Here is a 19,281-nt window from a genome sequence, read left to right as displayed (position 1 = left end):
CGGCTGAGGCTCAGGCCGCCTTCGCTACCGGCCCGGCCATCGGCTGGGGCGAGGTACGGGCTGGTCTGGGTGCGATGATCGATGACGAGCTACGCGATCCATTCGACGGGATCGGCTTGGGATCGGGCATGAGCGAGGCGGTCTCCCCTCACCTCACGGTTCGCTGAGACGAGCCCGCCATCGCACCAGGTGAACCACGGAGGCCTCTGTTGATCGCGACGATCTTCGGTTCGGTCAGCTGGTCGATGACGGACTCGATGCCTTCGCGACCGATGCCGGATCGCTTGAAGCCGCCGAAGGGCATGGCGTCGATCCGGAAGTCCGAGCTGGAGTTGATCAGCACGGCGCCGGCGGTGAGCGCGTCCGCGATGGCCAAGGCCCGGTCCATGTCGTGGGTGAACACCCCGGCTTGCAGACCGGTGTCGACGGCGTTCGCCGAGGCGATGGCCTCTCGCAGATCGGAGAACGGGTCGAGCAGCACCGCCGGGCCGAATACCTCGTCGACGCGGATCCGTGCGTCGTCCGGCACGTCGGTGAGCACCGCGGGTGTCACGAAGCTCCCCTTGCGGGCGCCCCCGGTGTGGAGGGTCGCACCGGCGGCGACGGCCTCGTCGATCCAGGCGGCGACGCGCTGGGCTTCGGCCTCGGTGACCAGTGGGCCGACGTCGGTGGCCGGGTCATGCTTGGTGCCGACGACGAGGGCGGCGGTGGCGCGTACGACCCTCTCCAGCACTTCGGGGTAGAGCTCCGCTTCGACGAAGACGCGCTGCACCGAAAGGCAGTTCTGGCCCGCGACCCCGAACGCGCCGTCGACGACCGCGGCGGCGACGGCGGCCGGGTCGGCGTCGGCGCAGGCGATCAGGGCGTTGTTGCCGCCGAGTTCCATGATGAGTTTGCGGGCCGGCCCCCCTTGTGCGATGCGGTCGGCGGTGCGCGGGCCGCCTGTGAAGGAGACCACGTCCACCCGCGGGTCGGCCACCAGCGCCTGCCCGGCGTGGACACCGGGCACGGCGGCCAGGTATTCGCCGGGTACGCCGTTGTCCAGGAACAGTTCGACGAGTGCCAGCGCGGTCAGCGGTGTCGCCGGGGCGGGCTTGAGCACCACGGCGTTGCCGGCGAGAAGCGCCGGTCCGAGCTTGTGCGCGACCAGGTTGAGCGGGTCGTTGAACGGGGTGATCGTGGCGACGACGCCGACCGGTTCACGGGTGTACCAGCCGGTCCATCCCAGGCCGCGTGGGGTGTTGTCGAACGGGACGGTGCGACCGGTGAGCGCAGCCGCGGCCTGGGCGGTGAGCCGCAGTGTTTCGATCGCGCGCCCGACTTCGGCGCGGGCTTCGGTGATGGTCTTGCAGCCCTCGGTGGCGATGATCGTGGCGAACCGGTCCGCCGACGCGGCGAGGGCGGCCGCCGTACCTTCGACGGCGGCACGTCGTTCCCATAGCGGCCAGGTCAGACGGCGCTGTCCCTGGGACACGTAGGCGACGGCGCGCCGGACCTCGGCATCCGTGGCGTCCATCACGGTCCCCACGTACGCCCCGTCTTCCGGGTCGTGCACGGACATCCGCTGGTCACCGTCGCGCCAGGCGCCTTCCCAGAAGCCGCCGGCCGGTGGCTGCCACACCTGTCTGCTGTGCGAAAGGCTGCTGTGCGAAAGGCTGTCGTGCGAAAGGGTGCTGTGCGAAACGCTGTCGTGCGAAACGCTGCTGTGCGAAACCTGCGGGCTCATCGGTTGGGGGACTCCTCGCTCGCCAGTGTCGTTCGCGCTGTTTCCCAGCGGTGGCACCGCACCTGGTGTCCCGGGGCGATCTCCCGCAGTTCTGGTGCCGCCGAGCGGCATTCGGGTGTCGCCAGGGGGCATCGAGGGTGGAAGCGGCATCCGCTGGGCGGGTGGATGGGTGAGGGCGGCTCGCCGGTGACGGTGGCCGGGGGCTGCTTTCCGGTGGTCGTCGCGGCTCCGGCGGCGAGCAGCGCGAGGGTGTAGGGGTGGCACGATCGCTCGTAGATGTCGTCGCGATCGGCGATCTCCACGATCTGCCCCAAGTACATCACCGCGACACGGTCGCCGAGGTAACGCACCACCCGTAGGTCGTGCGAGATCACGATCATGGCGAGCCCGTGTTCGCCCTGGAGCCTGCGCAGCAGGTTGAGGATCCGCGCCTGTACGGAGGCGTCGAGCGCGGAGGTCGGTTCGTCGCAGATCAGCAGTTTCGGTCTGAGCAGCAGCGCGCGGGCGATGACCACCCGTTGCAGCTGTCCGCCGGAGCATTCGCCCGGATAGCGGTGAAGGTAGCTGTCGTCGAGCCCGACCTCCGCAAGCGCGTCGGAGACCGCTTGCGCGCGTTCTTTCTTGCCGCCGATGCGATGCTGCGCGAGTACGGCCGTCAGGCTGACACCCAGGGTCATGCGGGGGTCCATCGCGGCATGCGGATCCTGGAAGATCAGTTGGGCGGTGCGGGCGAGCTGCTTGCGTGGTGGTCGCGGGCCGAGGCCGTCGATCGACACCTGCCCGGAGGTCGTGGGGGTCAGACCGAGGATGACCCTGGCCAGGGTGCTCTTGCCGGAGCCCGACTCGCCCACCAGCCCGAACACCTCGCCGGAGTCGATGCGGAGGTTGATCCCGTCGAGGGAGTGCACGTGCTCGCGGCGGCGCAGGCCCTGGCGGGGGAGGGGGAAGTGTTTGACCGCGTCGTCGACGACCAGCAGCTGGCTGCTCATGCGGGCTCCTTGACCTGGGTGGGCATGCCGATCCAGCACCTCGTGGCATGACTCTGTGTCGCCAGGGCAGGCTCGGCGGCGGCGCACTGGTGCTCGATGTGGGCGTCGTGGGTGGCGGTGCAGCGGGGGCGGAACCGGCAGCCGGAGGTGATCCGCAGGGCCGAGTCGGCATGACCGGGGATGGAGCACAGCTCACCCGAGGGGCCGGGCCGCAGCAGGGAACACTCGATCAGCGCGCGGGTGTAGGGGTGCCGCGGCGCGGTGAGAACCTCGCCGGCCGGTCCCTGCTCGACGATCCGGCCGGCGTACATGACCGCGATCCGGTCGGCGATCGAGGAGACGACCCCGAGGTCGTGCGAGATGAACAGGATCGACATGCCGAGTTCGGCCTTCTTGGCGGCGAGCAGCCGCAGGATCTGTGCCTCCACGGTGACGTCAAGCGCGGTGGTCGGCTCGTCGGCGATGAGCAGGCGGGGTTGCCCGGCCAGAGCGGCGGCGATCATCACCCGCTGTGCGAGGCCACCGGAGAGCTGGTGGGCGTAGGAGCGGGCGCGCCGCTCCGGCTCGGGGACACCGACGTCCCGCAGCAGTTCGACGGTCGCCTGGCGGGCCGCGGCCCGGTTCATGCCACGGAATCGGCGCAGTGGTTCGGCGACCTGGGCGCCCACCGTGGAGGTCGGGTCGAGCATGTGCTTGGGCTGCTGGAACAGCATGCCGATGCGCCCGCCGCGGATCTGGTCCATCCTCCGATCGGTCGCGCCCAGGAGGTCGACGCCGTCGAGGGTCATCAGGTCGGCGCCGGCGGTGAGCGGCCGGGGCAGCAGGCGTACCAGTGACATCGCGGTCAGGCTCTTGCCGGAGCCCGATTCGCCGACGAGGGCGAGGACCTCGCCTTCGCCCATGGACAGTGATACGCCATCGACGATCGTCTCCGCCGGACGGGAGCCGGCGTGGACGGCGAGGTTCTCGACGGTGAGCAGTTCCGCCACGAGGTTCTCCTTCGCGTGGTGGGGTCAGACCGGGGGAACCGGGCTGTTGTCGCGATGGTCCCGCAGCGTGATCATCGCGTCGCCGAAATGCCGGTTGAGCGCGTCGAACAGGGCGGCGTGGTCGCCGGAGGTGAGCAGCTTGAGCAACTGCTCGTGCTCCTCGACGAGATCCGTGCGGCCCTTGTAGGTGGCCACGAGCAGGTTGAGCCCGAGCCGGGTCTGGTCGGCCAGTGAGGCGTACATCGCCGACAGCCGCTCACTCCGGGCGGCGTCCACGATGGCCTGGTGGAAGCCGAGGTCGGCCGCGGAGACCCGCTGCCAGTCCTGGCGCGCCACGGCCAGCGCCAGCAGCCGCACCGCCTGTTCGAGGGTGGCGATCAGCGCCGCCGGCGTGCCCCGGGCGGTCAGCCGCTCCATCGCCGCGCGTTCGATGGCGGCCCGCGCGAAGTAGAGGTCCTCCAGGTCGTCGTCGGTCAGGACTCGGACCGTGATGCCCTTGTGCGGCGAGGCGACCAGCAACCCCTCCTGCGCCAGTCGTTGCAGGGCCTCGCGGACCGGGCCACGGCTGGTGGCGAACCCCGCGGCGATCTCCACTTCGTTCATCTGACTGCCGGGAGGGTACCCGCCGCTGATGATCCGTTCCCTGATCTGGGACGTCACCACGGCGGAGAGGGTGCGCTTGGGAACGTGCGGTTCGGCCCTGCGCCTGGGTTCGCTCACGATCCCCCCTTCCGTGGCGCCGCGAGCGCAACGCTGTCGTGCCTGTCGGTTGGCTGGCTCACGATTGCTCCTTCGCGATCTTTGGTGTACCGGCCTGTTCACCCACGCTGGTTCCTCCTGGCGTTGAGGCCTTGGCCGATGAGTGTGACGCTCAATGCCGTCACGAAGATGGCCAGGCCAGGGTAAATGATCAAGCCAGGCGTTTTCGTGAGGTACGGCTGCGCGTTCGCGAGCATGGATCCCCAGTCCGCGTCCGGTGGCTGAATGCCGAGACCGAGGTAGGACAGGGCGCCCACGGTGATCAGTTTGTGCCCGAACCGGACCGCGGCGTGCGCCAGCAGCGGGCTCAGCGCGTTCGGCAGGATGTGCCGGAACATGATGAACGACGAGGAGCAGCCCAGCGCCCGCGCGGCCTCGATGTAGTCGTGGGAGCCGATCTCGAGGGCGACGCTGCGGGCCAGCCGGGCGAACGGGGTCCAGCCGCCGATGACCAGGGCCAGGATCAGGGTGCCGTAGTTCGTGCCCAGGACGGCCACGAGGAACAGCGCGACGATGATCTCGGGAAAGGCCAGCAGCACATCGGTGAGCCGCATGACGAACTCGTCGAACTTACCGCCCCGCCGCGCGCAGACGATGCCGACCAGGGTGCCGCTCACCGCGCAGATCAGCAGAGTGATGGCGGCGATCGACACCGAGAACCGGCCACCGTCCATCAGCCGGCTCAGCACGTCCCTTCCGAGGTGGTCGCTGCCGAGCAGGTGCGTGGCGCCGCTCGGCGCCAGCCGGTCGGCCAGGTTCTGGGCCGCCGGGTCGTGCGGCATGATCCACGGCGTCAGGATGAGCGTGATCAGGATGAGCCCGAAGAGCGCGGCTCCGACGAGGAGACTGGGTGGCCAGGCCCGCAGGCCGGTCCGGCCGCGCCCGCGCTCCGCACCGGTCGCCGGGGCGTCGTTCGGCGCCTCGCTGGTGAGATGATCGTCAAGCAGAGACATGCGCGGCCCTCACCGTGGGATTGATGAGTGTGTACCCCAGATCGGTCAGCGTCGTGATGAGGACGGCCAACCCGACCAGGCTGATGACTCCCGCCTGGATGGTGGGGACATCGTTGTTGATGACCGACTCATAGAGCAGGCGGCCCATGCCGGGGATCGAGAAGATCACCTCGACCACCACCGAGCCGCCGAGCAGGCCGGCCAGCCACACCGAGAACAAGGTGATCACCGGTAGCAGCGCGTTGCGTACGCCATGCCGGATCATCGTCGCGCCGAACGTCAGTCCGCGCGCTCGCGCGGCGGTGATGTGGGGCGATTCCAACACGTCGATCATCGAGGCCCTTGTCACCTGAGTGAAGTAGCTCATCGGGCGCAGCGCGAGAGTGAGGCAGGGCAGGACCATCGACGCAGGACCCCGCCACCCCGCCGACGGCAGCACGCCGAGCTGGAGCGCGAAGATCAGGATCAGCACCGGCGCCAGCCAGTACTCCGGGATCGCGACGAACCCCTGGGTGATCGAAGTGATGGCGGTGTCGGTGGGTCTGCCGCGCTTGACCGCGGCCAGCGAGCCGAACAACAGCGCGGCCACCAGCGCGATCAGGAGTGAGGTGATGGCGAGAGCGGTCGTCACCGCCAGCGCGCTGCCGATCATCTCGGTGACCGGGGAACGGCTGGTGTAGGACAGGCCGAGATCTCCGCGCAGCGCCTTGACGAGCCAGTCCCAGAACTGAGTCAGCAGCGGCCGGTCGAGGCCGTACGAGCGACGCAGGTTCGCCAGCGTGACCGGGTCGACGTTGAGGTCGCGCACCCGGCCGCGCAGGATCTTCCGTACGGGATCGCCCGGCGTGAGATAGGGGATCAGGAAGACCACGAACGACGCGATCACCAGCGTGCCGACGAGTACGGCCAGCCGTCTGATCAAGAAGAACATCGTATGCCTGCCCTTTCCATAGCCGTCCCCGATGGAGGTTGGTCAGCGGACGAGGTCGAGGAACTTGTAGTAGGCGCCGACCGGCGGCAGGAACCACGGCGGGCCGAAGTGCCCGGGAACGGCGCGGAACGGGAGGTCCTGCCACGGGTTGGCGGCCGGTTCCCCGCCCAGCACCTGGGCCAGCACTTTGCCCATGTGCGTGGCCATCTGCACGCCGTGGCCGCTGTAGCCGACGGAGTAGAACAGGCCGTCACGTTCCCCGGCGTGCACCATCTGGTCCAGCGACATGTCCACGAGGCCGCCCCAGCAGTAGTCGACCCGCGCGCCGGCCAGTTGCGGGAAGACGGTCGTCATCGCACGTCGCAGGATTCGCCCGCTCTTGATGTCGGAAGCGGGAGCCGACAGCGCGAACCGGGCGCGACCGCCGAAGAGCAGCCGGTTGTCGGGAGTGATCCGGAAATAGTAGAGCAGGTTCTTGCTGTCGGAGGCGACGCGCCGGTGCGGCAGCAGTTCGTCCACGACGCTCTGGTCGAGCGGTTCGGTGACGATGATGAAGCTGCCGATCGGCACGATCCGCCGGCGTAGCCACGGGGTCAGGCCGCTGGTGTAGCCGCTGGTGGCGATCACCACCTGGTCGCCGCGTACGGTGCCGAGTTCGGTGTGCACGTCGTGCTGGTGGCCGGAGCGCCGGGTCAGTCCGGTGACCTGGCACTCCTCGTGGATGGACACGCCGTTCGTCGACACGGCCGCCGCCAGTCCGGCCGTCAGCCGTCCCACGTGGACGCCCGCGCCGAGGGGATCGACCATCGCGCCGTGGTAATGGTCGCTGCCGATCTCCTCACGGATGCGCGCGGGCGGTACGAGCCGCACATCCTGCCCGGCCAGCTCACGCATCAGCGCGGCCGAGGCCTGGAAGCTCTGGTAGTGCGCGGGTTTGCTGGCCAGCGTCAGCCGCCCGGTCCGGCTGAAGGAGCAGTCGATCCCCTCACTTGTCACGACGTCTTCGAGGGTGTCGATCGCGTCGTTGTAGCTGCGGAACATCGCGGTGGCGCGCGCCGTTCCGTACCGTTTCACCCCGGCGCCGAACGAGATCGCCAGTCCCGGGGTGGCCATTCCGCCGTTGCGGCCGGAGGCGCCCCAGCCGACGGTGTGCGCCTCCAGCAGCGCGACCTGCGCGCCCTGGCGGGACAGGTGCAAGGCGGTCGACAGGCCGGTGAGACCTGCGCCCACGATGACGACGTCCGCGCGTGCCGGTAGTTCGGTGCGGCGGAAGTCGCCGGCCGGCTTGGCGGTGTCCAGCCAGTAGGAAACGAGCTTCACGTGTCCTCCCAGTCGTTGGACTACAGGCCGAGCAGCGGCGGGACGCCGGTGAGATCGGAGGTCTCGGCGTATTCGTAGAACGGGACGGACGGGTCGTAGCCGCGATTGACGTAGACCTTGTGCTTGATCCGCAGCTCGTGCGCCGGGATGAGGTCGTACCAGATGTGTGAGGACACGTGCAGGATCTCCTGCGGCTCCACGTCCAGTTGGTCGAGCATGTAGTCGAAAGCCGCGAACCGCGGTTTGTACGCGCGCGCCTGCTCGGCGGTGAACACCCGGTGGAACGGCGCGCCGAGCTGCCTGACGTTGTTCTCCAGCATGCCGTCGGTGGCGTTGGACAGGATGACCAGCGGGTAGGCCGACGCGAGCTTGGCCAGTGCTTCCGGCACATCGGGGTGCGGCCCCCACGAGCCGGCCGCGGCGATGATCGTGTCCGCGTCCGACTGACGGAACTGGATGCGCCACCGGTTGCAGGCCCGCTGCCAGGAGTCCCGCAGGACCTCGGGGTAGAGCTTGAACGGCCCGAGCACCTCGTCCATCCGGTAGGCGCGGAAGTCCTTCAGGAAGGTCGGGACATCCTCAGGTGCGACGCGGTCCTCGATCAGCGGCAGCACGGTCGGCGTCATCTGGAAGTGGGTCAGCGTTCCGTAGCAGTCGAAAGTGATGTATTTCGGGGTAAAGCCCAGCAAGTCCATGTAATTCCCTCCGTTACTGCTTGGCGACGGTCACAGCGGTGGTGATCGCGTATCGAGCGAGTGGGTCGTCGGTGAAACCCTTCACATCGGAGCGGTACGCGGCATGTGTCTGCTCGTGCACCTGGAAGACGGTGACCGCGTTCTCTTCGAGGTAGCGCGCGACCTCGGCGTAGACGGCGTTGCGCTCGGTGGCGTCGGCCATGGCGTTCGCCGAGGCGATCTTCTTGTCGATGGCCGGGTCGCAGAAGCGGCTGATGTTGAAGCCGCCGTCGCAGGTGTAGTCCGAGGACAGGAAGCCATTGGGGTCGGCGATGTCGACCAGATGGTTGCGCGACAGCAACGTGAGGTCGTAGTCGCCGGACATGAGCTGGGGCTCGATCCCGGCGTAGTCGCTGCTCTTCACCTTGACCTCGATGCCGATCGCCTTGAGGTTGGCCTGGATCACGGTGGCGAGGTCGGCGAACTCGGGCCGTTCGGTGTAGGCCAGCAGCGTCAGCTTGAGCTTGCCGGGGGCGTACCCGGCCTCGGCGAGCAGGGCCTTGGCCTGGTCGAGGTTCTGCGCCACGGGCCGCATACCCTTGGGCGCCCACGGCTCGGTGGGCGAGAACGGGCCGATCGCGGGCTCCGCGCCGTTGTTGTAGACGCTCTTGGCGATGGCATTGAGATCGAGGGCGGCCTGTACGGCCTTGCGCAGCGCGGCCTTGTTGAACGGGGCACGTGAGTTGTTGAAGTACAGCCCGGTCGTGCGCGGCGTGAACGTCTCGCTGACCACGAGATCCTTGTCGTTCTTCAGCGCGGCCACGCTGGTGGCCGGGATGCCCAGCGCGATCTGGGATTCTCCGGTCTGGACCTGGGTCGCCCGGGTCGCGCCTTCGGCGATGAACCTGGCCTCGACCTTGGCCAGCGGGACCTGCCCACCCCAGTAGGTCGTGTTGCGCTCCATCGAGATCGACTGACCGGTGGCCTCGGAAATCGGCTTGTAGGGCCCCGTGCAGTGCCCGATCGGCTTGATGCCCGACGCGGTGTAGGCGGCCGGCGCCAGAATGCCGGTGTTGGCGCTGGCCAGCCGGAACGGCAGCAGGGCGCTCGGTTTGGGGGTGGTGATCCGGACGGTCGAGGCATTGAGCGCGGTGACCGACGAGACGACCGTCTTGTTGAACGCCCGCGGCGGCGCCTCGACCGTGAGCACATGCTGCAGCCCTTTGACGACGGCATCGGCCGTCAGAGCGGTGCCGTCCTGGAACTTGACGTTCTCGCGCAGGGTGAAATCCCACGTGGTGGGGTTGCTCTGCGTCCACTTGGTGGCCAGCAGCGGCTTGAGCTCGCCGGCCTTGTTGTCATAGGTGAGCAGGGTTTCCAGGCAACCGATCTGGCTGAGCACCAGGGCGTCGTCGGTTTCGAGGGCGTAGTTGGCGCGTGGGGAGAATTGGAGGCTGATCACCACGTTCTGGTCCGCGCCGGCCGGGGAGTCGTTGTTCGCGAAAGTGCCGCACGCGGTCAGCGTGAGCAGGGCCGAGCAGATCAGGGCGGGGGGGCGAAGGGGGAGTGATCTTTTCATGGCATCCGCCTGGAGAAGGTAAGGGCGGGTAACGAGTTCGGAGCCGCAATGCTCCGGTGGGGCTGTACGAGCCTGAACGATGCCGCACATCATGTGCCTGCCCTTCCAGCGTTGTCAACAACCCTCCCTTTCGCATTGATTGTTGACAACGCACTCGGCAGGTGATCTGGTTCTAGCAATGAATCCCCAGGTCCCTGCTGGGAGAAGCTCGATGCGTGACAGCGGTAGACACCTCCCGACACATTCACGAGCCATCGTTAACAATGTTTTTACGTGCCATCCCCAGCCCTCAGCAGACCGTTGACGAGAGGAGGGGCGCATCGTAATGTTTCACGTGAAATATCACGAGGACGACGGGAAAGCTTGATCACGATGAGCGACGAACATTCGGCCCCGGAAAACGATCACGAGGAACAGCGGCATCACGGGCATGGCCATGGACACGGACATGGGCATGGACACGGACACGGACACGGACACGGACACGATGACGGGCACCGCGGCGGAGGCCTGCTGGCCAAGCTGAAGCACTTCGTGGTGCCTCATTCTCACGACGCCAACGAAGCCATCCAGTCGGCCGAAGAGACGAGCGGTGAGGGCATTCGCACCGCGTGGATCGGCCTGGCCGGGATGATGGCCACCGCGATCCTGCAGATGGCCATCGTGGCGATCTCCGGCTCGATCGCCCTCCTGGCCGACACGCTGCACAACCTCGGGCATGCGGTCACCACGATTCCGCTGGTCATCGCCTTCCGGATCGGGCGCCGAGTCGCGACCAACCGCTACAGCTACGGCTACCGGCGCGCCGAGGACCTGGCCGGGGTGCTGATCTCCCTGGTGATCGCCGCCTCGGTGGCGTTGATCATCTGGGAGTCGATCGACGCGCTGATCAACCCGCATCCCTTGACCAACCTGGGCTGGGTGTTCGCCGCCGGAATCGTCGGGGCGGCCGGCAACGAGATCGTGGCCGTCTATCGAATCCGCACCGGTCGCAAGATCGGGTCCGCCGCCTTGATCGCCGAGGGGCAGCATGCTCGGGCGGACGGGCTCACCTCGATCGCCGTGGTGGTCGGCGTGGTCGGCGTGTGGCTCGGCCTCGAACGGGCGGACGCGATCGTCGGACTGATCATCGGAGTGGTGATCATGGGAATTCTGGTCAGCTCCATGCGGACGGTGTTCCGCCGGCTGATGGACGGCATCGAACCCGGCGTCATCGAGGCGATGACCACGACCGCCGCCTCGGTCGAGGGCGTCGTGGCGGTGGACCGGATCCGGGCCCGCTGGAGCGGGCACCGCATGGAAGCCGACGCCGACATCGCCGTCGCGGTCACCCTCACCGTCGTCGAAGGACACCGCGTCGCCGACCAGGTCGAGCACGCCCTGCTGCACGCCCATCCACACCTGGAATCGGTCGTGGTGCACCTCCACCCGGTTGTCGACGGCAAGAGACCGGAGGACCTGCACGAGCTCTCCGGCCACCACGCCAGCGCCGAAGCGCGCGCGGCCTACCGGGCGAAGCAGGCCGCGAGTCTGTAGTGCTTCGCCGGCTCACTCTCCCACCGCCAGAACCGGAGCCCCGCCATGGCCGATGCCGGATTCCACGTCCGGGAGCTGACCGCCGAGGACATCCCCAGCGCGCGCACCCTCATGCTGCGCATCGTCGCCGAGGACTTCGGCGATCCCTACGACCCCACTGTCCATGCCGACATCGATGACATGACGGCCTGGTATCTCGCACCGGACGGGCCGTTCATGCTGGTCGCGCGGGATGCGGAGACCGGTGTCCTGCTAGGGACCGCCGGCATCCGCGGGGGCGCGCTCAAGGAAGGTCTCAGCCCGCCGCACCTCGTCGAAAGGTACCGAGACGGCCGGACCGGCCAACTCGTCCGCGTCTACGTCCCACGGGAGCACCGCCGCCGCGGTGTCGCACGTGTACTGATCCATCAGGTGCTCGACCGGGCGCGATGTGAAGGGCATTACCAGACCATCGCCCTGCACACCTTCCCGCACTCGCCCGGCGCGCTGCCGTTCTGGCTGTCCATGGGCGCGGTGGTGGTCGAGGACGACACGGCCGGCGTGTCCCGAGCACTGTTCATGGAGATTCCCCTGACCACCTACGACATCGAACCCACGCGTACTGAGAGGAACACGCGATCATGACCAAGCGACGCGACGTCTTCATCTTCGTTTCGGAGCCGGGAAAGACCGAGCAGGCACAGGACTACCTCGGCGAGTTCCTGCGCTCCCTGGACGGCCACCCCGGTTATCTGGGCGGGTCGGTGCTCAAGGAGTGCGCCGGTGAGCTGCTGCCGGGCACGTTGGTGCTGCTGCTCGACTTCGAATCCACCGAGGCCGCCCGCGCCCTGTGGCCCAAGATCGAGAACACTGTCAACCCGCTGTACCCCGATGACAAGACCGACAAGTCGCCGGATCAAGGGGCGGCCTTCTTCAACGGCACCGGCGGCGCTTCGCCGTTGACGTTCTCTCGCGGTAACGGGATGCTCGCCCGGATGCTGCACGTCCACGCGGCCGCTGTGGACGAGTTCGCCACCGTCTGAGGAGCCGAGGATGAGTACACGTAGCCCGCTGTGGCATCCGCAGACCCACATGCCCACTGCCGGCCGCGAACGTCTGGTGATCGCCTCCGGCGACGGCGCCTGGGTGACCACCGAGGACGGACAGCGGCTGCTAGACCTGCCGGCCGGGCTCTGGCACGCCAACATCGGACACGGGCGCACCCGGATCGCCGATGCGGCCGCGGCGCAGATCCGTACCCTGGAGACCTACCATCTGTTCGGCGCGCACGCCAACCGCCCTGCCCTGGACCTGGCGGAACGGCTGGCGGGCCTGCTGCCCATCGAGGATCCCAGGATCTTTCTCACCTCCGGGGGCTCGGACTCCATCGACACCGCCTGCAAACTGGCCCGGCGCTACTGGCAGGTGGCCGGGAGGCCGGACAAGAAGGTGATCCTCAGCCGTGACGGGGCCTATCACGGACTGCACGGATTCGGGACCTCGATCGCCGGACTGGATTTCAACCGCGACGGCTACGGCACCGAGTCGCTCATCCCGGAGACGGCCCGCGTACCACGGAGCGATCTGGCGGAGACGGCCGCCGTGATCGAGCGGATCGGCGCCGGCGCCATCGCCGCGATCATCGCCGAACCGGTCATCGGCACCGGCGGGGTGTACGCGCCGCCGGAAGGTTACCTGTCCGGACTGCGCGAACTGGCCCGCCAGAACGACATCCTCTTCATCGCCGACGAAGTGATCACCGGTTTCGGCCGTACCGGCGAGTGGTTCGCGTGTCAGCGCTGGGACATCGAACCCGACATGATCGTCATGGCCAAGGGAATCACCTCCGGCTACCTCCCGCTCGGCGCCGTCGGCATCGCGCCGCACGTGGCCGAACCGTTCTTCACCGATGCCGAGGCCCCGATCTTCCGGCACGGGCTCACCTACTCGGGCCACGCCACCGCCTGCGCCGTTGCCCTCGAGAACCTGGACATCCTTGACGAGGAGCAGCTCGTGGCCAGGGCCGCCAAGCTGGAACCCGTGCTGGTTCAAGCCCTGGCACCGCTCATGGACTCGCCCTCGGTCCAAGAGGTACGCACGGCCGGGCTGATGGCCGGTGTCCAGCTGAAGCCCGAGGTGGACGCCACCAAGGTCGTGCTCGGCGCTCGGGAGAACGGGGTGCTGACCCGCCTGATCTCCGGCAACACCCTGCACATCTGCCCGCCGTTCGTGATCACCGCCGAGGAGATCGAGTACGCGGCCGGCGTGCTCGCCGGGCAACTCCGAGTCTCCGCGACGGTGAGCGCGTGAGCGGCTACGACGCCGACGTGGCGGTGGTCGGCCTGGGCGCCATCGGGGCGATGGCCGCCTGGCGGCTGGCCGAGCGCGGACATTCGGTCACCGGTTACGAACGGTTCGGCATCGGCCACGACCGCGGGGCCTCCTCAGGGCAGACGCGGCGGTTCTCGGTGCAGAGCCAGCGCGAACCGCGCATGACCCCGCTCGCGCTGGAAGCACTCGGCCTCTGGCGAGCTCTGGAGCGGGCGACCGGCCGCCATCTCCTGCACAGCGTCGGCGGCGTCATCCTCGGCCCGTCGGACACACCCGCACTCCTGGCCGCACACAAGTCGGCGCTGTCGGCCGGACTCGACCACGAATGGCTGGACAGCGCGGAACTCAAGACCCGGTATCCGCAGCACCGCGTGTGCCCGGCCGACGCCGGCATCACCGACCCGCACGCGGGATTCCTCAGGCCGGAGCTGTCGGTGGTCACGGCGACACGACAAGCCAGGACACTCGGCGCGACCCTGTTCGACCACACGCGTGTCCTGGCCATCGAACCGGACGGCGATGGTGTTTCCGTGCGTACGGAGCACGGGACGCGGCGCTACGGGCACGTCGTCCTCGCCCCGGGGGCACGAGCCCGCGACCTGGTCCCCTTGGCAGGAGCGACCGTGCTTCCGCGGCGGGTGGTGCAGGCCTGGTACGTGCCCGCGGACATCGACCAGTATCGGCCGGAGGTCTGCGGCGTCTTCGAACGTGTCGGAGACGTCAACGCCTACGGATTTCCGACTGTCGACGGCGCGACCGTGAAGATCGGCGTCTACACCGCCGGCCACCCCATCGTGTACGACACCGAGAACACACCGCTGACCGTCGGCCCCGCGCTGCTCCGCCGCCTCCGAGACACCGTCGCCGAGTTCTTCCCCGGCCTGCATCCCGACCCGGTGACCACCACGGTCGGCCTGGAGGGTTACACCACGGACGGCCACCCCCTGCTCGGGCCCGCACCCGACTCGTCCAGGATCATCCTGGCCTGCGGATTCTCCGGCTCCGGCTTCAAGTTCGCCCCGGTGTTCGGAGACATCATCGCGGACCTGGTGATGGAAGGGCGGACCGAGCGTGATGTCGGCTTCCTCGCACCGAGCCGCTCGCTGGCAGCATGGCCACCGGACGCTCTGACCCCGGCATGATCGGTGCCGGTTGGTGATGTATCCCTGGACGTATCATCGTCATGTGGCAGGCACGACAACGGCTAAGGCGCGCAGCGCGACCGACAATGCGTACGAGCATGTCAAAGACCTCATCCTCACCGGCCGGCTCGCGCCGGGCGCCGACCTGCACGAGGCCGCCCTCAGCGAGAGCACCGGTTTCGGCCGCTCGCCGGTGCGCGAGGCGCTGCGCCGGCTCGTACAGCAAGGATTCGTCGAGGTACTTCCACGACAGGGCTACCGCGTCGCGGTCGTGACGCTGGCCAGCGTCCAGGATCTGTTCGAAATGCGGCTGCTGCTGGAACCGGCCGCGGTCGAACTGGCCGCCGTGCGCGCCCCGCAGGCGGAACTCGAAGCCCTGCACGAACTCGCGCACGAGACCTACACACACGACGACACCCGCAGCTACCAGCAGTTTCTTCAGGACAACCGGGAATTTCACGTACGCATCGCCCGCGCCAGCGGTAATGAACGGCTGGCCAACACCCTGCAGGTGTTGCTGGAGGAAATGCAGCGCCTGTTCTTCATCAGCCTCGGCGACCGCGACCACGCCTCGGAGATGATGCACGAGCACCACGATCTCCACGACGCCCTCCTGGCGCGTGACGCGTCGCGCGCCCGCCAGATCGTGGTCGATCAGATCGAGGCGAGCCGCAAGCGGGTGCTGGAGGGCCTCATGGCCGCCGGCGGCCGGTCGACCCGGGCGGCGAGCGGCGTTGTCCTGGCCGACGCCTCCTCACGCACCTCTCGCTGACATCCTCCTGCCCGGCGAATCTTTCTGCGAGGTCGTCTAAGGCACCTGCGGTCTCACGGATGCCGCGTTCGGTTCGAGGTCGAGAATCGCGCTCGCGCCGCGAAGAAGTTCGGCACGCAGATCGTCCACCGCTACGTCCGCGAGGTGGCTGACGGGGTCGGTGGCCGCGGCGAACGCCTGGGCCGCGCGTACGCGCCGGCGCCAGTCGGGATCGGGGCCGGCGAGCAGCTCGATGGCCCGGTTCACCACGGTCACCATCCTCGACATGACCTCGGTCGTCTCGTCGCCGTAGACCGAGGCGTCGCGCAGGAGCAGGGTCATCGTTTCGCGATGGGCGAGTATGACGTCGAGGCAGCCGCCGAGTACGTGCTGCCTGATCTCCGACTGAGACGAGCGGGAAGCCGCGTCGGCGATCGTCGCCTCGAGCTGGTCGATCGGCGGGCTCACCAGGCTCGCCAGGATCTCGCTCTTGCTCCGGAAATGGTGATAAAGCGAGGGCTTGGTGATGCCGACCCGTTCTGCGATGTCGCGCATGGAGGCCGCGCGGTAGGTCTGCGTGGTGAACAGCTCCCGAGCCGTCTCGATGATGCGACTTCGGGTGTCGCCCGACTCGATACGAGGCAACTGTGGTCCTCCGGGTTCGGTGATTCGATCCGTGACAACCTATCAGCCTACCTATCGGTCGGTTGACAAATCAGGGCTCGGCCACGGCGGTCACCAGCGGCGATTTCCCGCCTACGCCTACGGAAGGGCGTCGTACACTGCCGCCGCCAGCCGTCTGGCGTTGGCGTCGGCGCCTTCGATGTAGCCGGACATGCGGTTGGGCACGTACGCGAAAGCCAGGTCGTGGGCGGGATCGGCGAAGGCGAGGGCACCGCTGGTGCCACCGTGCCCGAACTGGGTGGCGGTCTCGCCCGGCCACAGCGGCCCACCTGGCAACATGAACCCCAGCCCGAACCGGGTGTCCATGAGCATGACCCGGTCGTGGCCTTGGGACTCGGTCTGCACGGCGGCCCTGAGCAGGCCGGGATCGATCAGCCGGTGTCCATCGACCTCGCCGATCAGGGACGCGTACAGCCAGGCCAGGGCGGAGGCGCTCGCCACGCCGCTCATCGACGGTTCGCCGAGGGCCAGGAAGGCGGGGTCGTTGAACTGGTCGGGCCGCGACATGGCCAGCGTGCTGAGCGATCTGGCCAGCAAGGTCCTGGAGGCGAAGACCGCCTTGCCGAACTCGGCGAACTCCGGTTCCTTGGGCCGTGCCCGCATCAGCTCCATGATCGGGAAGATCAGCGGCGCCAGCCGTCCGGTCTCGCGTTCGGGCAGTCCGATGAACACGTTCTTGCCCATCACGGTCGCGACCCGGCTGGACAGGACGTCGCCGACGGTGCGCCCGCTGACGCGGCGTACCACCTCGTCGAGGATCCAGGCGCCGGTGCTCGGGTGGTATCCGTGCGCGGTGCCTGGCGGCCACGCCGGAGCCTGCGCGGCGAGCGCCGCGGCCGGCCCGTCTCCCGCGATCATGGCGCGCGAGGAGATCGGCCGGTCGAGAGCGGGAACCCCGGCCCGGTGTGACAGCAGCCATCGCAGGGTGATGCCCTGTTTGCCGTCGACGGCGAATTCGGGCCAGCAGTCGGCCACGGGGGTGTCCAGCTCGAGCGTGCCGTCCTGGACCAGGAGCAGCACCGCGACCGTCAGCAGCCCCTTGGTGGCGCCGGTGATCGGGGTGATCGTGTCGGCGCCCCACGGCCGGCGCGTTCTGACATCGGCGGTGCCCGCCCAGATGTCCACGACGGGGGTGCCGCGGTGGTAGACGCACAGCGCCGCGCCACGGTCAGCGCCCTTGCCGATGATCTGCCCGAACGTCTTGGCGACGGCGGCGAAACGCGGTTCCAGCATGGTCAGGGCCTTCCTTCGTACAGCGCCTCGATCAGGCCGCGGACCCGGAAATCGCCGCCTTCCAGCAGCTCGGAGCCGCGGTTGGGGACGTAGGCGAAGGCCAGGCCACGCTCGGGGTCGGCGAAGGCGAACGAGCCGCTGGCGCCGCTGTGCCCGAACAGCCCGGCGATCTTCTCCGGCACGGGCCACATCGGGCCGCCGGGCAGCGCGAACCCGAGCCCCCACGACGTCCGCACCCGCAGGATCTCGTCGATGCCGTCGCCGTAGGAGTGCCGGACCTGGTCCACAAGCTGGGGGCTGAGGAGCCGGACACCGTCCACCTCGCCGATCAACGCGGCGTAGTAGCGCGCCAGCGATGGGGCGGAGGCGACACCGTCCATGGACGGGCTCTCCACCTGGTAGGTGCTCGGGTCGTTCGTGGCGTCCCATCCGATGGCGACGCTGCCGAACATCGAGCGGTACGTCAGCGTGGTGGGGTCGTTCAGAGCGTGGACCATGTCGGCCAGCTCAGGCATCTCCATGCCCAGCATGACCTGTTCGGTGTCGGGGACCACCATGGTGGCCATCCGGGGTAGCTCACTGTCGGGCACGCGGATGTAGCAGTCGAGGCCGCCGAGCGGTGCGCCGATCTCGCGGGCGAAGAACTCGCTCAACCTCATCCCGGACACCCGCCGGACGATCTCACCGGTCAGGTGGCCGAAGGTCACACCGTGATAGCCGTGCGCGGTGCCGGGCGGCCATTCGGGTGCGGCGGCGGCCAGGGTGTCCGTGATCGGCGTCCAGTCCCGAAGGTCTTCCCAGCTGACCGGTCTGGCCTCCATCGAGGTCAGTCCCGCGCGGTGGCTGAGCAGCACGCGAACGGTGATCTCGCCCTTGCCGTTCTGGGCGAACTCCGGCCAGTACGCTGCCACTGGAGCGTCCAGGTCCACCTGGCCGCGCTCGACCAGGAGCAGTAAGGCTCCCGCTGCGAAGGTCTTGGTGGTCGAGGCCAGGGCCGCGATCGTGTCGCGCTCCCATGGCCGCCGGGTGTCGAGGTCGGCTGAGCCGCCCCACAGGTCCACGACCCGCGCTCCGTGGTGGTAGACGGTCAGCCCGGCACCCACCTCGGCGCCTTGGGCGAAATTGCGGTGAAAGGCGGCTCTCACCGGCTCGAAGCCGTTGGCGACTGTCCCGTGAACCTCGGTGACGTCCATGATGCTCCTCCTCATCCCACTCGACCGACCGGTAGGTCGGTTCACGAGGCGGCAGCCTATCTACCGGTCGGTCGGGTGGCAACCGGAACGCCGAACGCACATGACGAGGCGTTGGGCGGCCTTCGCGTCGGCGACGACCGGCGGGGCTTCGCTACGCGGTCGCGACGGGAGAGGTCTGGCGGCTGAGGTCCGCGGTACGGGCCACCTCGGCGTCGATGACGGCGGGTCGCGGCCAGGTCCGTACGGCGACAGCCATCAGGGCCAGGCCACAGACGCCCCACGCTAACCCCGCGCCCACGGTGGGCGCGGGGGGACTTGCGGCTTCTCAGCCGCGGGTCAGACCCGGAACGGCAGGTCGGCCAGGTCTACGCCGAGCGTCACCGCGATGACGATCACGATCATGATCACGACATGTCTGCCCCATTCACCAGGGACCTGCACAGACAGGGAGAAGTTGCTCACCAGCGCCTCCACAATTCGATCGAATGGATGACGCCGGAGCCTGGGGGTAC

General features: G+C 68.5%; 19 protein-coding genes. 6 read left to right on the top strand and 13 right to left on the bottom strand.

Going from position 1 to position 19,281, the window contains the following annotated elements; genetic code table 11:
* Positions 1-148: 148 nt before the first annotated feature.
* From AB0B91_RS56335 to AB0B91_RS56295, 9 genes are all read right to left on the bottom strand, one after another.
* Positions 149-1,621: an aldehyde dehydrogenase family protein gene (locus tag AB0B91_RS56335; RefSeq protein WP_358339977.1), complete on the bottom strand. Its 1,473-nt coding sequence runs from the start codon at positions 1,619-1,621 to the stop codon at positions 149-151.
* Positions 1,622-1,722: 101 nt separating this feature from the next.
* The gene (locus AB0B91_RS56330) at positions 1,723-2,715 is read right to left on the bottom strand and encodes an ABC transporter ATP-binding protein (protein WP_358339975.1); all 993 of its coding nucleotides are present in this window, start codon (positions 2,713-2,715) and stop codon (positions 1,723-1,725) included.
* Positions 2,712-3,704: an ABC transporter ATP-binding protein gene (locus AB0B91_RS56325; protein ID WP_358339973.1), complete on the bottom strand. Its 993-nt coding sequence runs from the start codon at positions 3,702-3,704 to the stop codon at positions 2,712-2,714. Before AB0B91_RS56325 ends, AB0B91_RS56330 begins: the two co-directional genes overlap by 4 nt.
* 24 nt (positions 3,705-3,728) lie before the next feature.
* Complete coding sequence (locus AB0B91_RS56320) at positions 3,729-4,424, bottom strand: GntR family transcriptional regulator (RefSeq protein WP_219538204.1); 696 nt, start codon at positions 4,422-4,424, stop codon at positions 3,729-3,731.
* 98 nt (positions 4,425-4,522) lie between these two features.
* Positions 4,523-5,416 carry an ABC transporter permease gene (locus AB0B91_RS56315; protein ID WP_358339971.1) on the bottom strand — a complete coding sequence of 298 codons (894 nt, stop codon included), beginning with the start codon at positions 5,414-5,416 and terminating at the stop codon, positions 4,523-4,525.
* Complete coding sequence (locus AB0B91_RS56310; RefSeq protein ID WP_358339969.1) at positions 5,403-6,338, bottom strand: ABC transporter permease; 936 nt, start codon at positions 6,336-6,338, stop codon at positions 5,403-5,405. Before AB0B91_RS56310 ends, AB0B91_RS56315 begins: the two co-directional genes overlap by 14 nt.
* A gap of 51 nt (positions 6,339-6,389) precedes the next feature.
* Positions 6,390-7,667 carry an FAD-binding oxidoreductase gene (locus tag AB0B91_RS56305; protein WP_358339967.1) on the bottom strand — a complete coding sequence of 426 codons (1,278 nt, stop codon included), beginning with the start codon at positions 7,665-7,667 and terminating at the stop codon, positions 6,390-6,392.
* A gap of 20 nt (positions 7,668-7,687) precedes the next feature.
* A complete protein-coding gene (locus AB0B91_RS56300) occupies positions 7,688-8,362 on the bottom strand; it encodes a haloacid dehalogenase type II (RefSeq protein WP_358339965.1) in 675 nt (224 codons plus the stop codon).
* A 13-nt stretch (positions 8,363-8,375) separates the two neighbouring features.
* Positions 8,376-9,920, bottom strand: a complete 1,545-nt coding sequence (locus AB0B91_RS56295) for an ABC transporter substrate-binding protein (protein ID WP_358339963.1) — start codon at positions 9,918-9,920, stop codon at positions 8,376-8,378.
* A 534-nt stretch (positions 9,921-10,454) separates the two neighbouring features.
* Here AB0B91_RS56295 and AB0B91_RS56290 point away from each other — a divergent pair.
* From AB0B91_RS56290 to AB0B91_RS56265, 6 genes are read left to right on the top strand one after another with little or no spacing between them, the layout of a single operon-like run.
* Positions 10,455-11,456, top strand: coding sequence for a cation diffusion facilitator family transporter (locus tag AB0B91_RS56290; RefSeq protein WP_358339962.1), 1,002 nt, complete (start codon positions 10,455-10,457; stop codon positions 11,454-11,456).
* 45 nt (positions 11,457-11,501) lie between these two features.
* A complete protein-coding gene (locus AB0B91_RS56285; RefSeq protein WP_358339961.1) occupies positions 11,502-12,080 on the top strand; it encodes a GNAT family N-acetyltransferase in 579 nt (192 codons plus the stop codon).
* On the top strand, positions 12,077-12,478 hold the full coding sequence (locus tag AB0B91_RS56280) for a hypothetical protein (RefSeq protein ID WP_358339960.1): 402 nt from the start codon (positions 12,077-12,079) through the stop codon (positions 12,476-12,478). Before AB0B91_RS56285 ends, AB0B91_RS56280 begins: the two co-directional genes overlap by 4 nt.
* 10 nt (positions 12,479-12,488) lie before the next feature.
* Positions 12,489-13,745, top strand: coding sequence for an aminotransferase class III-fold pyridoxal phosphate-dependent enzyme (locus AB0B91_RS56275; protein ID WP_358339959.1), 1,257 nt, complete (start codon positions 12,489-12,491; stop codon positions 13,743-13,745).
* On the top strand, positions 13,742-14,908 hold the full coding sequence (gene solA / locus AB0B91_RS56270) for an N-methyl-L-tryptophan oxidase (RefSeq protein WP_358339958.1): 1,167 nt from the start codon (positions 13,742-13,744) through the stop codon (positions 14,906-14,908). Before AB0B91_RS56275 ends, solA begins: the two co-directional genes overlap by 4 nt.
* A gap of 16 nt (positions 14,909-14,924) precedes the next feature.
* Positions 14,925-15,680: a GntR family transcriptional regulator gene (locus tag AB0B91_RS56265; protein ID WP_358340003.1), complete on the top strand. Its 756-nt coding sequence runs from the start codon at positions 14,925-14,927 to the stop codon at positions 15,678-15,680.
* A 36-nt stretch (positions 15,681-15,716) separates the two neighbouring features.
* Here AB0B91_RS56265 and AB0B91_RS56260 read toward each other — a convergent pair whose 3' ends face one another.
* The 4 genes from AB0B91_RS56260 to AB0B91_RS56245 form a co-directional block, all read right to left on the bottom strand.
* A complete protein-coding gene (locus AB0B91_RS56260; RefSeq protein WP_358339957.1) occupies positions 15,717-16,304 on the bottom strand; it encodes a helix-turn-helix domain-containing protein in 588 nt (195 codons plus the stop codon).
* Positions 16,305-16,421: 117 nt separating this feature from the next.
* Complete coding sequence (locus tag AB0B91_RS56255; RefSeq protein WP_358339956.1) at positions 16,422-17,576, bottom strand: serine hydrolase domain-containing protein; 1,155 nt, start codon at positions 17,574-17,576, stop codon at positions 16,422-16,424.
* Between the two features lie 2 nt (positions 17,577-17,578).
* Entirely contained in the window at positions 17,579-18,769 is a 1,191-nt protein-coding gene (locus AB0B91_RS56250; protein ID WP_358339955.1) for a serine hydrolase domain-containing protein, read from the bottom strand.
* 336 nt (positions 18,770-19,105) lie between these two features.
* Positions 19,106-19,231, bottom strand: coding sequence for a hypothetical protein (locus AB0B91_RS56245; protein ID WP_358339954.1), 126 nt, complete (start codon positions 19,229-19,231; stop codon positions 19,106-19,108).
* Between the last annotated feature and the right edge of the window lie 50 nt (positions 19,232-19,281).

It is taken from the genome of Nonomuraea sp. NPDC049141 (assembly GCF_040648415.1).
Taxonomy (GTDB): domain Bacteria; phylum Actinomycetota; class Actinomycetes; order Streptosporangiales; family Streptosporangiaceae; genus Nonomuraea.
The sequence above is the reverse complement of the archived record's forward strand: the minus strand, read 5'-3'. Positions and strand labels throughout refer to the sequence as shown.

Excerpts from the sequence above, each read along its gene's own strand:
- AB0B91_RS56330 (WP_358339975.1), bottom strand. The coding sequence starts at position 2,715 with ATGAGCAGCCAGCTGCTGGTCGTCGACGACGCGGTCAAACACTTCCCC.
- AB0B91_RS56315 (WP_358339971.1), bottom strand. The coding sequence starts at position 5,416 with ATGTCTCTGCTTGACGATCATCTCACCAGCGAGGCGCCGAACGACGCC.
- AB0B91_RS56300 (WP_358339965.1), bottom strand. The coding sequence starts at position 8,362 with ATGGACTTGCTGGGCTTTACCCCGAAATACATCACTTTCGACTGCTAC.
- AB0B91_RS56295 (WP_358339963.1), bottom strand. The coding sequence starts at position 9,920 with ATGAAAAGATCACTCCCCCTTCGCCCCCCCGCCCTGATCTGCTCGGCC.
- AB0B91_RS56285 (WP_358339961.1), top strand. The coding sequence starts at position 11,502 with ATGGCCGATGCCGGATTCCACGTCCGGGAGCTGACCGCCGAGGACATC.
- AB0B91_RS56280 (WP_358339960.1), top strand. The coding sequence starts at position 12,077 with ATGACCAAGCGACGCGACGTCTTCATCTTCGTTTCGGAGCCGGGAAAG.
- AB0B91_RS56275 (WP_358339959.1), top strand. The coding sequence starts at position 12,489 with ATGAGTACACGTAGCCCGCTGTGGCATCCGCAGACCCACATGCCCACT.
- AB0B91_RS56265 (WP_358340003.1), top strand. The coding sequence starts at position 14,925 with ATGTATCCCTGGACGTATCATCGTCATGTGGCAGGCACGACAACGGCT.
- AB0B91_RS56255 (WP_358339956.1), bottom strand. The coding sequence starts at position 17,576 with ATGCTGGAACCGCGTTTCGCCGCCGTCGCCAAGACGTTCGGGCAGATC.
- AB0B91_RS56250 (WP_358339955.1), bottom strand. The coding sequence starts at position 18,769 with ATGGACGTCACCGAGGTTCACGGGACAGTCGCCAACGGCTTCGAGCCG.